This window comes from Salinivibrio costicola subsp. alcaliphilus, assembly GCF_001996185.1.
Lineage (GTDB): Bacteria > Pseudomonadota > Gammaproteobacteria > Enterobacterales > Vibrionaceae > Salinivibrio > Salinivibrio costicola.
In genome coordinates, this window is record NZ_MUFR01000002.1 from 41,097 (window position 1) to 54,340 (window position 13,244).

At 48.5% G+C, this 13,244-nt stretch carries 13 protein-coding genes; 4 read left to right on the forward strand and 9 right to left on the reverse strand.

Annotation, left to right across the window (positions count from 1 at the left end):
• Positions 1-10 precede the first annotated feature (10 nt).
• The gene (locus tag BZJ21_RS00885) at positions 11-700 is read right to left on the reverse strand and encodes an LbetaH domain-containing protein (RefSeq protein ID WP_077668902.1); all 690 of its coding nucleotides are present in this window, start codon (positions 698-700) and stop codon (positions 11-13) included.
• A complete protein-coding gene (locus BZJ21_RS00890; protein WP_077668903.1) occupies positions 697-1,794 on the reverse strand; it encodes a glycosyltransferase family 4 protein in 1,098 nt (365 codons plus the stop codon). The genes BZJ21_RS00885 and BZJ21_RS00890 overlap by 4 nt, the downstream gene beginning before the upstream one ends.
• Before the next feature lie 143 nt (positions 1,795-1,937).
• On the opposite strand from BZJ21_RS00890, the gene BZJ21_RS00895 reads away from it, so the two are divergent.
• The gene (locus BZJ21_RS00895; RefSeq protein ID WP_025744213.1) at positions 1,938-2,648 is read left to right on the forward strand and encodes a 3-deoxy-D-manno-octulosonic acid kinase; all 711 of its coding nucleotides are present in this window, start codon (positions 1,938-1,940) and stop codon (positions 2,646-2,648) included.
• A gap of 7 nt (positions 2,649-2,655) precedes the next feature.
• Here BZJ21_RS00895 and waaA read toward each other — a convergent pair whose 3' ends face one another.
• The 6 genes from waaA to rfaD all read right to left on the reverse strand — a co-directional run bounded on the left by waaA (position 2,656) and on the right by rfaD (position 8,842).
• Positions 2,656-3,915 (reverse strand): lipid IV(A) 3-deoxy-D-manno-octulosonic acid transferase, encoded by a 1,260-nt coding sequence (gene waaA / locus BZJ21_RS00900; protein WP_077668904.1) that lies wholly within the window; start codon positions 3,913-3,915, stop codon positions 2,656-2,658.
• Between the two features lie 87 nt (positions 3,916-4,002).
• On the reverse strand, positions 4,003-5,052 hold the full coding sequence (locus BZJ21_RS00905; RefSeq protein ID WP_077461579.1) for a glycosyltransferase family 4 protein: 1,050 nt from the start codon (positions 5,050-5,052) through the stop codon (positions 4,003-4,005).
• Between the two features lies 1 nt (position 5,053).
• Positions 5,054-5,833, reverse strand: coding sequence for a glycosyltransferase family 2 protein (locus BZJ21_RS00910; RefSeq protein ID WP_077461512.1), 780 nt, complete (start codon positions 5,831-5,833; stop codon positions 5,054-5,056).
• On the reverse strand, positions 5,830-6,867 hold the full coding sequence (waaF, locus tag BZJ21_RS00915; RefSeq protein ID WP_077668905.1) for a lipopolysaccharide heptosyltransferase II: 1,038 nt from the start codon (positions 6,865-6,867) through the stop codon (positions 5,830-5,832). The genes BZJ21_RS00910 and waaF overlap by 4 nt, the downstream gene beginning before the upstream one ends.
• A complete protein-coding gene (gene lpxM / locus BZJ21_RS00920; RefSeq protein ID WP_077668906.1) occupies positions 6,864-7,844 on the reverse strand; it encodes a lauroyl-Kdo(2)-lipid IV(A) myristoyltransferase in 981 nt (326 codons plus the stop codon). The genes waaF and lpxM overlap by 4 nt, the downstream gene beginning before the upstream one ends.
• 53 nt (positions 7,845-7,897) lie before the next feature.
• A complete protein-coding gene (gene rfaD / locus BZJ21_RS00925) occupies positions 7,898-8,842 on the reverse strand; it encodes an ADP-glyceromanno-heptose 6-epimerase (protein ID WP_077668935.1) in 945 nt (314 codons plus the stop codon).
• Between the two features lie 102 nt (positions 8,843-8,944).
• Here rfaD and BZJ21_RS00930 point away from each other — a divergent pair, with 102 nt between their 5' ends.
• The 3 genes from BZJ21_RS00930 to tdh all read left to right on the forward strand — a co-directional run bounded on the left by BZJ21_RS00930 (position 8,945) and on the right by tdh (position 12,052).
• Positions 8,945-9,613, forward strand: coding sequence for a TetR/AcrR family transcriptional regulator (locus tag BZJ21_RS00930; RefSeq protein WP_025744218.1), 669 nt, complete (start codon positions 8,945-8,947; stop codon positions 9,611-9,613).
• 194 nt (positions 9,614-9,807) lie between these two features.
• Positions 9,808-11,004, forward strand: a complete 1,197-nt coding sequence (locus BZJ21_RS00935) for a glycine C-acetyltransferase (protein WP_077668907.1) — start codon at positions 9,808-9,810, stop codon at positions 11,002-11,004.
• Between the two features lie 19 nt (positions 11,005-11,023).
• Positions 11,024-12,052, forward strand: coding sequence for an L-threonine 3-dehydrogenase (tdh, locus tag BZJ21_RS00940; RefSeq protein WP_025744220.1), 1,029 nt, complete (start codon positions 11,024-11,026; stop codon positions 12,050-12,052).
• Between the two features lie 93 nt (positions 12,053-12,145).
• On the opposite strand, the gene BZJ21_RS00945 is transcribed toward tdh, so the two are convergent.
• Positions 12,146-13,165, reverse strand: coding sequence for a murein hydrolase activator EnvC family protein (locus tag BZJ21_RS00945; protein WP_236719493.1), 1,020 nt, complete (start codon positions 13,163-13,165; stop codon positions 12,146-12,148).
• Between the last annotated feature and the right edge of the window lie 79 nt (positions 13,166-13,244).

Below are 13,244 nucleotides of genomic sequence, written 5' to 3' on the forward strand. Positions count from 1 at the left end.
GTCCGGAAATTTAGCTGTCATACTTATAATCCCGCGCCGCGCTATCCCATGTTATCCCTTGCTTAATTAACTTCGCAGGATTTCCACCATATATACTATGAGTGGAATCTAGTACACCACATACATTAGCATTAGATGCGATAATAGAGTGGCTTGGGATATAGCTGCCTTTTAAAATGTTACTTCGAGCACATAACCACACGGAATTTTCAGTTTTAATTGCTTTTGGTGGGTTTATTGGTAAGCCAATATTACCTTTTGAATAGATGTCGTGAAGATCACTATCTATAACTTGCACTCCCCAAGATATTAAGTTGTAATCGCCGAAAGTTATTGATTTAGTACAGTATATTAAACTTTCCGCCGACAGATTGAACCTGTTTCCTAAATTTAACCTTCCCTCTTTGCATACGACTAACTTTCCGCCGTGACCCACTTTCGCGCGTCCAGAAAAAACGATCGTTCCCTCATTAAAAAAGATACTTCTACTTCTCTTTTTATCAAAAGCAGGTACATCACCAAACCCAATACGTATGCCACCCGTTTTTATTGTATTGCTGATGATAACCGTGCCGGACATTTTTTTTAAGTAGGTGCGATGCGATATAATTACGGGTAGCTTTAATCCTTTAATACCAAAGTAGGATAAATTAAAAATCAAACTCTTGGGTAAAGATAGAATATAATCAATCGCCTTCATGAGCTAGCCTGCATAAGATATTGGAAAAATGAGAGTAGGTCAGACGCACTTTTCTGAGAAGATAAGTCCTTAATCATTTTAGCTTGTGCTAGGTTACCCATGGTTTGGCATTGTTCTGGACGTTTGTAGAGAAACTTAATTTTTTCACTGATGGCATAGGAATCTCGAGTCGGCACCACAAAGCCGCTCTGAGCCTCATCAATAAACTCCTTCGCGCCACCGGTGGTGGTAACAATGGATGGAATAGCCATTGCCATGGCTTCTACAAAAGTTTTTGGTAGCCCTTCTCCAGAAATAGAAGGTTGAACCTGTACATTGCTGGCCGCGATGAGTGCAGGCACATCATCACGATAGCCAAGAAAATGAATCCGCTCTACCATGCCACTGTCATTGGCTAATTGCTTATGTGCCTCGGTATCCATATTGCGACCAACCAGTAAGAGATGAAGACGGTTTAGCCCTCTGAGTTGCTTGGCACTTTCGAGTAGGTAAGCGACCCCTTTACTAGGCCTAGCATTCGCGATGCAGATGACGCAAAAAGCATCTTCGGGAATATGTAAACGTTCACGACAGGCAGGCTTCGTTTGGTACCAAGCAATATCATGCCCTTTATAGACAGTGGTAACTTTATCTTTGATACGCCACACCCTGGTTTTTAAATCTTTTTCCACCGCGTTGGACACACAAGCGATACCATCGACTCTTGGATGTAAATGCGTCAGATACGCGGAAGGGTCGAGGCGATATACACCACCTACTGTCCCACGGTAGGTCACAAGTTTAATACTATCAAATCCGATACACGCGAACGCAGCATTTGCAATCGTTCTTGAGTTCATGGCATAGACGATATCGATTGGCTGCTTAGCAAATAATGCTCTGAGATATTTGATCGTTTTTAAGCAAATCTTCCTCTTTGGATAATGGTCGATAACCGTAATGTCATTGGCCTTGAATCGTTGAACATAGGCGGCATCTTCTTGCGTTAAAATAGTGACGTTATGACCCGCTTTTGCGAGGGCTATAAATATTTCTGCTTCTGGCCGTACACTATTCCAAGCGTCATTGTATGAGCTTAAGACCAAGATATTCATTTATCAGTACCTTATTTACCTGAAATGTCCGATAGGATGAGTTTGCTGTGTTGTACGCTGACGGTTATGATATATGACCTTGACCCCGTATCCAAACAGATAACCATGGCTACCAAGCAGCGAGATAAAGCGTGGCGCTAGAAATGATAATTCATCAGCAAGAAAATGAGTGCATCTGGTACGATCCTACCTTGGTGGTCGGGGAGCCGCGCCAGTATTTTGATATTCATTTTTGGCACCAACAGGCTGCCGTCACCGGCTCGGCCAAAGGGCGAGGGATAACCTTTTTTGTCCGTGGCCCGAAAATGGAGATGGCACTGCGGCATTATTATCGCGGCGGCCTGTTCGGCAAATTGGTGAAAGACCAATACTGGTTTACGGGCTGGGAGGAAACGCGCAGCGGTGCGGAGTTGCGCTTATTGGCTTATTTGCGAGAGAAAAAGCTCCCTGTACCGCGCCCCGTCGCTGCTCGTGCGGTAAAGACAGGCCGTACCTATCGTGCCGATATCTTGGTAGAAAAAGTCCCAGGAGCCCGTGACTTAGTGGCGATATTAAGCGAAAACAGCTTGCTAGCTCACGATTATCACGCCATTGGCCGCTTGGTGCGTCGTTTACATGATGCCAGCGTGTGCCATTCTGATCTGAATATCCATAATATTCTTCGTGATAGAAAAGGCAAACTGTGGCTGATTGATTTTGATAAGTGCCAACAGCGTGAAGGTGAGCAATGGAAAGAAGACAACTTAGCACGCTTGCATCGCTCTTTTAAAAAAGAAAAAGAGAAGCGCCAAATCCGCTGGCAGCCCGAGGATTGGGCTGCGGTCTTAAAAGGTTACAATCATATTCGAAAGTAGTCGCCACTCAGTGCGAGTGTCGAAGCCAAGGGGTGAGTGCTTGTAAGGTTCGCTCAACGGCGCCACGGTTTTCTTCGACCACCGCCAAACCGGCTTTTCCTGCTTGCGCTGCCAGTGGCGGTGCATTAAAGAAAGCGCCAATCTTTGCCGCGAGATCTTGGCTATCGTTACATACTTGCAGTGCGCCTGCGTCTATTAAAGCATCACCAATGACTTGGAAGTTATAGTAACTGGGTCCGGTTAATAAGGGTTTGCTGAGCGCAGCGGGCTCTAACAGATTATGACCGCCAACTTTGGCGCCTAAAAAACTCCCTGCCATGACAACCACATCTGCACTGGCGAGATACATCATCATCTCACCCATGGTATCGCCAAGGTACACTTGCGTGCTCGTGGTAAGCGTCTCGCCCTGAGTATGTCTTTGTATACTGAGGCCCTGAGCCGCGACTTGTTGCGAGACATCATCAAAGCGCTCAGGGTGGCGAGGGACCATAATCAATAAAGCATCCGGATAATCACGTAGCAAAATACTGTGGGCGGCTAACATGATGGCATCTTCGCCTGCATGGGTGCTGGCCGCTATCCAGCAAGGGCGTTCACCGCGAGCGTCACGAAGCGCAGCGCCTAAATCAGGATTTACCGCCTTGATATCAAACTTCACTGACCCAACTGCGCTTAGTTTTTCTGCGGGGACCCCCAGTGCGGCAAAACGTGCTTTATCAGTGGTATGCTGACACAGTATGAGATCGATATGCTGACTCATGGCACGAAAGAGCGGCGCAATTTTTTGATAATGGTGGCATGCCTTTTCAGAAAGTCTCGCATTAATGATCGTAATGGGAACACCGGCACGACTGACATGATGCAAAGTATTGGGCCAAAGCTCGGTCTCCATGATCACGCATAGCCTTGGAGAGACTGCACGTAAAAAACCACGAATCGCAAACGGAAAATCAACCGGCATATAGCGATGGTTCACACCTTTGATGCGCATTGCCTGCTCGGCCCCAGTGGCTGTAGTGGTGGTGATGAGGATAGGAACATCGGGATAAGCTTGTTGCAGTGCACTGATCACCGGTTTGGCGGCGAGGACCTCCCCTACGGAAACCGCATGCAACCAAATCGGCGCCCCCTCAATGTTGGGTGTGCGACCAAAGTGCTCTTGCCAGCGCTCCCCCACCGCCGGCTTACCGGGCCGTTTACGATAAAGCCCGACAAGCAAAAAAGGGGCAGCAAGCGTGAGTAATAATGTGTATAACCAGCGCACAGGGAAACTCCTATGGACGTTTGGGTGCGATAAATAGTGGCATTCTCTCCAACCGAGCTCCAGTCTCTAAGATTTATCAGACACTAGTCATACAATCTTGGATCCGTCTTTTATCGTTTGGTATAGGGATTGATAGGTTAGGACGGTTTGATTGATATCACAGGCTTTAGCTTGTTCGAGACTACCGACAATAAGGCGGTTTCTAAGAGTCGTATCATTGGCTATATCTGTGATAGAACTCGCTAGTTGATCAGCCTCTCCCACCTCGATAAGCCGTCCAGATACACTATGTGTGATTATATCAGGGATCCCGCCAGCACGCGTTGCAACAACAGGGAGCCCGGATGCCATTGCTTCTAAAATGACCGAGCCTAAGCCTTCTGAATAGGAAGGATGGACGAGTAAATCGGCCGCTGCGAACCAATCGCCCATATTCGTTTGTTTGCCAGCAAAGTGAACGTTGCTGAGTCCTTTCGCTTGAAGCGCTAACGCTTCACGCTCTTTACCATCACCAAGCAAACAAAACTGGATGTTGGGCGATGTGTTAGCAAGTAACCGTGCCGCTTCTATCGTGACATTAAAGCCTTTATGCGCATACATATTGGCGGCATGAATCACTAAGAACTTCCTATGAAATTGCGCTTTGATTTTCTCAACCTTATCTTGCGATACAGGGTAGGTGACAGGAGAGCTAGGAATTTTGACTAACTTGGCATCAGGGTAATGTTTTTCTAGTTGATGGATAATCTCCGAACTCAAACCGACCAGGGCACTCGCTTTGCGGTATGCAAGTTGAGATAACCACTTTTTCTTTAAAGGATTATCAATGCGGCGTGTCACGATATAGGGCACATTATGTAATAAGCGCTGGAGCAATGCCCAATAAATCGCTCGGCCTTCGTGGACATGGACCAGATCACATGTTGCGGTGATTGAGCGCTCATGTCGTCGAGTATAGTGCGGACAAAGCACTAATTGGCATTGTTCTAACGCGCGAATTTTATCAGCGAGCGGGCTTTTGGGGTTTACCACTACGGTGAGTCGATAACCCATTGCGAGCTGTTGTTTAATCAGTGTGAGCGTTTGTCGCTCACCGCCGCTAAAACCAGAAGCGAGATTAACGTGGCAAATGTGCATCTTAACGTTGTTTTTTAACATAGTCTCTTAGCCATAAGTCGGCATAACGCGTAAAAACGACGTTGGCGCTGAGAAGTGCGAGGATAAAGCCATGTCGACCATCTAAAAATCCTTTTTTCAAGAAATACATCTTAATAAATCTAAAAAGAGCATGCCCTAAAGCTTTGGAGACACTTGAGCTCTTCTTGCCCTCGCGCTGATCGCTCCATAATTTTATATATTGGTTGGTTTTAGCGGTATATTCATAGAGGTAATTAAACGTGTTATGCAGTAGAACACCATTTAAATAAATTTTCTTATGTGTATTAGGAACAACAACATGTTCATGCACGAGAGAGTCAGAATAATGAGTTTCTGATGTTTTATAAAGTCGGCAAATCCAATCTGGGTGCCAACCAGAGTGCTTGATTTCTTTCCCAAAGGCGTTAGAAAGCCTATTTATGTAATAAACACAGTTAGGTTGGTGGTCATTGATAACGCCTAAGATGTTTTTCTTTAATTCAGGTGTGACTCTTTCATCTGCGTCTAGCCAAAACACAAAGTCACTTTCTACATATGATTGAGCGCGCTGGCGTTGTTTTCCAAACCCCCGCCAGTCTGAAGCTACGTAGACTTTATCCGTATACTGTTTAGCTATTTCAGTTGTGTTATCTGAGCTTCCCGCGTCCAGTACAACGATTTCATCCACCCAATTGCATACAGACTGCAAACATAGATCAATGTTATGCGCTTCGTTTTTAACGATAAGTGCAACGGCAACGGTTGTATTCCCTTCACTCATGACGCTTTATCCATCTTTATTAAAGAAATAACGCGGCTAGGGTCCAAATCCTTTAAACACTTCAAATGCCCAAGTGGACATTCGCGTTGAAAGCAGGGGCGACATTCAATATCTGTATGCACAATGTCGACCTTACTGGTTAAAGGCGGCGTGTAATCGGGGGACGTTGAGCCATAAATGGCAATGACCTGGCAGTTGACTGCCGCGGCGATGTGCATCAAGCCGGAGTCATTACTGACGACGGTTTGGCAAGCGCCTAATAGATCAACAGCCTCAATTAAATTGGTTTTACCCGCTAACACATGAATATTCGGTGCGTTGTCGGCAAGGGCGGCAATTTTTTCACAGGTGTCGATATCTTTGGCTGAGCCAAACAGCCAAACTTGAAACCCCTTAGCATGCATCTGGCGAGCGACCTCGGCATAGTGTTGCTCAGGCCACTTTTTGGCTGGGCCGAACTCGGCACCCGGGCAAAGACCCACGATGGGTCTATCTTGGTTTAAGCCCAGCTTAGTGATCACAGCCGCTTGTGCGTCAGGATCAATGGTTAATTCAGGTTTTGGTAGGCCTTCAAGGCCACCGAGTGAGACCGAACTTTGCATCGTGGCGCGTGGGTGTGCCAGGGCAACATAGCGCTCAACCATATATTGAAACGCTTTTTTATTGGGACGCAGGTCGTTGAGCAAACCATAACGCATTTCACCTTTCCAACCGGTACGTGTTGGGATCCCAGCAAACCAAGGGATCAGCGCCGATTTGGCCGAATTAGGCAATACATAGGCATGGTCATAGCCATGTTTTGCTAAGCGTTTACCTAATTGGTAGCGGTTACCGAGTGCAAATTCTCCATGACCCAGTGGCATGTCGATACTGCGATTAACTTCTGGCATACGCGCCAAAATAGGGGCGCACCATCCAGGCGCCATCACGTCAATGGTGGCGTCAGGGTGTTGTTGTTTGATGGCTTTATACAGTGATTGCGACATCACCATATCGCCGACCCAAGACGGGCCAATGACGAGTACTCGTGTCATGATGCCCGTTTCCTTTTTGCCTCTTGGTAGATATTACGGCCGTCTTCGCGTGTGCGGAGCAGTTTTAGGATCCACATGTATTGGTCGTATTGACCCTCGAGCATGGTTTCGATATGTTGGTTCATCATGTGGGCGTCCGTTTTGTTATCACCGGTTGGAAACTCGCTAAATGCTGGATGGATGGTAATGATAAACCGGCCGGTTTTGGCATCAAAGCCAGATAGCACAGGCACGATATGCGAACGCGTGACTTTGCTCAACTTGCCGAGACTTGGCAGTGTCGCCTTAGTTGTTGAGAAAAAAGGAACAAACTCACTGCTCTCATCACGCATATCTTCATCGGGCAGGTAATAGCCCAAGAAGCCTCGTTTAACCGCACGAATAAAAGGTTTAATCCCTGCTTCTCGTTCGTAGCAGTTACCACCATATTGTACTCGTTGGCGGTGCATCAGCCAGTCGAGGAGACCGTTTTTTTGTCGTTTTGAGAAGGCAGCGACAGGTAAGCCCTGTGAGGCAAATAAAATCGCCGCCGCATCAATCGCCCAGGTATGGGGGACAAACAAGATCACCGGCTCACCATGATCGGTGTGGCGGGTAATATGCTCCATGCCAATGACATCACAGTGCTGTTGAAACCACTGACGACCACGTAACGTAATCAGTGGAAAACTGAGTAAAAACGCTCCTGCGGTGGTTAGCGTCTCGATCAAGATCGCTTCGCGTGCTTGCTTTGATTGCTCTGGAAAGCAGGCTTCAAGGTTGAGCCATGCATTCAAAATCGTGCCTTTTTTCTTTTTCACCAGCTTGCGTGCTACCCATTGGGCAAAGCGATACTTTGCTCGCGCAGGCACCAACAAACAGATTGGCAAGGCAGCCAATAACATCAGCCAGGTGCCCCAATATTTCGGTGCGAGGAAGGCACGCGAAAATTCGGGGTTATAGGCATTTGGATCGTAATCGGGTCGCTGTTTTGTCATTATTCGATTTTCTCATACGCCAAGCGTCACGGCTTGGCGTAAACATCATTATATTAGCGATTGATTTCAGCTAGATAGGCGGCAACACCTTCAGCCACAGTCTTAAAGGAAGCGGTATATCCGGCTTCACGAACCTTGGTCAAATCGGCCTGCGTGTAAGCTTGATAGCGGCCTTTTAAGTGATCGGGGAACGGCACCTCTTCAATTTCCCCTTGACCGTGAAACGCGATGACGGCGTTGGCGACGGCGCTAAACGGTTCGGCACGGCCAGTACCACAGTTAAAAATGCCGGAGATTTGTTGCTGCCAGAACCAGATATTCATTTGACACACGTCGCCAACATAGACGAAATCACGCTTAAATGTGTCACTGCCTTCAAACAGCTTCGGGTTTTCACCGTTTAAGATTTGCTGGTTCAGGTGGTAAGCAACGGACGCCATGCTGCCTTTGTGCTGCTCACGAGGGCCGTAAACGTTGAAGTAACGAAAACCGGTGATCGGTGGCAGTGTTTCACCGTGCGCCTTGGCATCGTCTTGCACGCGACGGACATAATTATCAAACTGCTGCTTCGAGTAGCCGTAAACATTCAGCGCGCCTTCATACTCTGGCGCTTCAATGAAGTCTCTGTCGCGGCCGCCATAAGTAGCCGCTGACGAGGCGTATAAAAACGGAATGTCACGGTCAATGCAGTAATGCAATAGCTCTTTAGAATATTCATAGTTATTGAGCATCATGTACTTGCCGTCCCACTCGGTGGTCGCTGAGCAAGCACCTTGGTGGAAAATCGCTTCGATAGGCCCGAAGTTCTCACTGGCCATGATTTGGGTAAGAAAGTCTTCCTTATCCATATAATCAGCAATATCCAAATCAACCAGGTTAACGAATTTGGTGCCGTCTTTAAGGTTATCGACGACAACGATGTCACGATAGCCTTGCTCGTTAAGTGCTTTTACTAAGTTGCTACCGATCATGCCGGCACCACCAGTCACAAAAATCATATCGTTACCTAATTCATCGTTGCAGGCGACAGACGCCGTCGCCATTATTGTTGACTGTGATAGTATGGTTACGCATCAACCGGGCAGAGGACTGAACCATACATGAAAACCCAAGACCGAATTATCCATGCTGCACTGGCTTTATTCAATCAACACGGTGAGCCAAATATTACCACGAATCATATTGCGGCTGATCTTGGGATAAGCCCGGGAAACCTTTATTACCACTTTCGTAATAAAGAGGCGATTATACACAGCATTTTTGATCAATACGCGCAAGATCTCGCCCTTGCTTTTGATCCTAGTCAGCCTCAAGAAGATACCCAAGCGCTGTTGCAACATTATCTCGATGCAACGTTCAGTTTGATGTGGCGCTACCGCTTTTTTTACGCCAATCTGCCCGATATTCTGCGTCGCGATGAAGCGCTACAGCATAAGTACCTCGATGCACAACAACAGCTTCAAACCAACCTGATGACTATTTTGCAGCATTACAGCCATGCGGGGTGGTTGAATCTGAGTGAGAGTGGGTTGGCTGCCGTGGGCGAAACCCTGAAGCAGGTCGCGTCAAGCTGGATTTTCTACCAAAGTGCGCAAGCGCCACAAACACATATTCATGCCGGTGTGATCTACAAAGGCGTTTTACAGATGTTGGCGTTGCTACATCCGCTGACTTCCTCGCAAGGGCAAACCGCTATCGCTTCATTAATGGACCACTATCAGCAGCAATTGGTTCGCCAAGATATACGCGCACTGGATACCTTAAACTAACCGGTCCAACGTCGTTTATTGTGTTTTGCGCGATATTCCGCCAGCCTAAGGCGGAATACACGATATGAATCACTGTCTCGTGCGGGTTATTGGCACAAACCTAATGAACGTGCCATGATAGCAGCCAATCATTCGCCGTACAGAAACTGTGCGGCGGCCTTCCAAAAGTAATCATCACCAGCATGGAGATTGCGATGACGGCTGCCTTCTATCAGCAAATGCGTCATCAGCTTGAGCAAGTAAAAGCTGATGGCTTGTACAAAAGTGAACGCCTTATTACTTCCCCGCAATCGGCCAGTGTGGCCGTTAATCATGAGCAACAGGTGCTCAATTTCTGCGCGAATAACTATCTAGGATTAGCCAATCATCCTGCTTTGATTGAGGCTGCCAAAGCAGGGATGGATGAGCACGGCTTTGGCATGGCGTCAGTGCGCTTTATCTGTGGCACGCAAGACGCCCATAAAACCCTTGAGGCCAAGCTATCTGACTTTTTGGGCATGGAAGATACGATTTTGTATTCGTCATGCTTTGATGCGAATACCGGCTTATTTGAAACTATCCTGGGGCCTGATGATGCCATTGTCTCAGATGCGTTGAACCATGCTTCGATCATTGATGGGGTGCGCTTGTGTAAAGCGAAGCGGTTCCGTTACGCCAACAACGATATGGACGAGCTGGAAGCGCAACTTAAAGCCGCGAAAGCAGCCAATGTGGCGAATATCTTGATTGTCACCGACGGCGTTTTCTCGATGGATGGCGTGGTCGCTAACTTGCCCGCGGTGTGCGATCTGGCTGAGCAGTATGGCGCGCTGGTGATGGTGGATGACTCCCATGCTGTGGGCTTTATGGGCGATCATGGCCGTGGTACCCACGAATACCACCAAGTCATGGACCGCGTTGATATCATCACTGGGACCTTGGGTAAAGCCATGGGGGGAGCCTCGGGTGGCTATACATCGGGTAAAAAAGAAGTGATCGATTGGTTGCGTCAACGTTCACGCCCTTATCTGTTCTCGAATTCACTGGCACCGGCGATTGTGTCGGCCTCTATTCGCGTGCTCGATATGCTGGCGGAAAGTGACCATTTGCGCGCACAGCTATGGGATAACAGCGCACATTTCCGAGCTCGCATGACTGAGGCAGGTTTCACGCTAGCAGGCGCGGATCATGCCATTATTCCGGTGATGCTGGGAGATGCCAAAGTCGCGAGTGAGTTTGCCGAACGTATGATGCAAGAAGGCGTCTATGTAGTGGGCTTCTCTTATCCGGTGGTGCCGAAAGGGCAAGCACGTATTCGCACTCAAATGTCAGCCGCACACACGCGTGAGCAACTGGACCGCGCGATTGATGCTTTCATCAAAGTCGGTAAAGAAATGCAACTGATTGGGTAATCGTATGACACAAACAAGCATGAAAGCCCTGGCGAAGCTAAAAGCCGAGCCCGGTATTTGGATGACGGAGGCGGCGCTGCCTGAGCTTGGGCATAACGATCTACTGATCAAAATCCGCAAAACCGCCATCTGCGGTACCGACGTTCATATTTACAAGTGGGATGAGTGGTCGCAAAACACCATTCCGGTTCCCATGGTAGTCGGTCACGAATATGTGGGTGAAGTGGTTGGGATTGGACAAGAAGTCAAAGGCTTCGCCATCGGTGATCGCGTCTCCGGAGAAGGCCACATTACTTGTGGTCACTGCCGCAATTGCCGCGGCGGACGCACCCACCTTTGCCGGAATACCGAAGGGGTCGGGGTCAATCGTCCTGGCGCATTTGCGGAATATTTAGTGATCCCAGCGTTTAATGCCTTCAAAATTCCAGCGGAAATTTCGGACGATTTAGCCTCGATCTTTGACCCATTTGGCAATGCGGTGCACACCGCGTTATCGTTTGATCTGGTCGGCGAAGACGTGCTAATCACAGGTGCCGGCCCGATTGGTATTATGGCTGCGGCGGTTGCGCGTCATGTGGGCGCAAGACATGTGGTGATCACTGATGTGAATGAGTACCGCCTACAACTTGCTCGGGATATGGGAGTGACTCGGGCGGTAAACGTCGCCGAGACCTCGATAGAATCGGTGATGGCTGAGCTTGGAATGACGGAAGGCTTTGACGTTGGCATGGAAATGTCGGGCGTCCCTGCCGCTTTTAATAGCATGTTGTCGGCCATGAACCATGGCGGCAATATTGCCTTGCTCGGGATCCCACCGAGCGATATGGGCATTGATTGGAACCAAGTGATCTTTAAAGGCTTGGTGATCAAAGGCATCTATGGTCGCGAAATGTTCGAGACTTGGTACAAGATGGCCTCCTTGATTCAATCAGGGTTGGATTTAACCCCCATCATTACCCATCATTACCACGTAGATGACTTTCAAGAAGGCTTTGAGATGATGTGCTCAGGGCAGTCTGGTAAGGTGATCCTCGACTGGCAGGGCTAATGTAAGAGGCCTATAACGCCATATGACCGGGTGATTGAAGGCTCACCAGGTGCTTGGCAATATTGACAGCGCTCACCCATGGGGTGGGCGTTTTTAATCCAACCAAGGAACTGGGTTAGTGGTATTGCCTTTACGACGAATCTCGAAATATAGCGATGGTGTTGATTGTCCGCCACTGTCGCCAACTAAGGCAATCGGTTCGCCGGCGGTCACTGTGTCGCCGACGTCTTTGAGTAATGCTTGATTATAGCCGTACAAGCTCATATCCCCCTTGCCATGATCGACGGCAATCAATAGCCCGTAGCCACGTAGCCAACTGGATAGCACCACTTTTCCTGCATGCGTCGCTTTCACTTCCGTGCCACGCTTGGCATCAATCACGATGCCATTCCAAGTCACTTCGCCGGATTGGCGCTCGCCAAAGCGGTGCAGGAGTTTACCTTGGGCGGGCCAAGTGAGTTTTCCTTTGGCGTCACTAATGCCTGCCATATTGACCTGCGCGCGTCGTGCCGCCTCGGCGATTTGTTCTTGCAAGCGCTGCTTATTAGCTTTGAGCTCGGCTAAATATGCGCTGTCACTGGCAATCTTGGCGCGAATTTGTTTCGCCGTTTGGCTTTGTGCGTTTTGCTCAGTCTCAAGCTCACGCTTTTTATCGGTTAACTCTGCCACGAGCTGCGTTTGCTTATCCCGCTGCTGTTTGAGCTGGTGAGCGGTGAGCTGATAATCGGTACGGGTAGCGGCGAGTGACTCAATCGTTTGCTGCATTGTGCCTGCAACGATTTCGGCATAGCGCGTTAACCGGTCAAGGGTGGCTGGTGATTCTTGGCTGAGCAGTCGTTTGAGTTGATCGTGTTTGCCTTGACGATATTGCGCATCGATAAGCTCGCCCAGTTGGGCTTGTTGGGCGATCATTTCCTGCTTTAATCGCGCTTGTTGGCGCGTAAGCTGGGTAATGTCGGTATCTGTTTCTTGCAGGCTAGCTTGCGCTTGGCGGATGCGCCTGGACAAGGTGTCAATCCGTTTAGATTGCGCTTTTAAGTCGCGCTGAAGTGCATTGAGTTTTTTATTGTGCGCGGCCAGCTGTGATTGTTGGCGGGCAATCTCATCGCTCACGCCCTCAAGTTGTGAGTTAGCGTGCACAGACCCTGTGAATAGACACAGAAAAACGCCAGTGCATAATGCACTGGCGCGG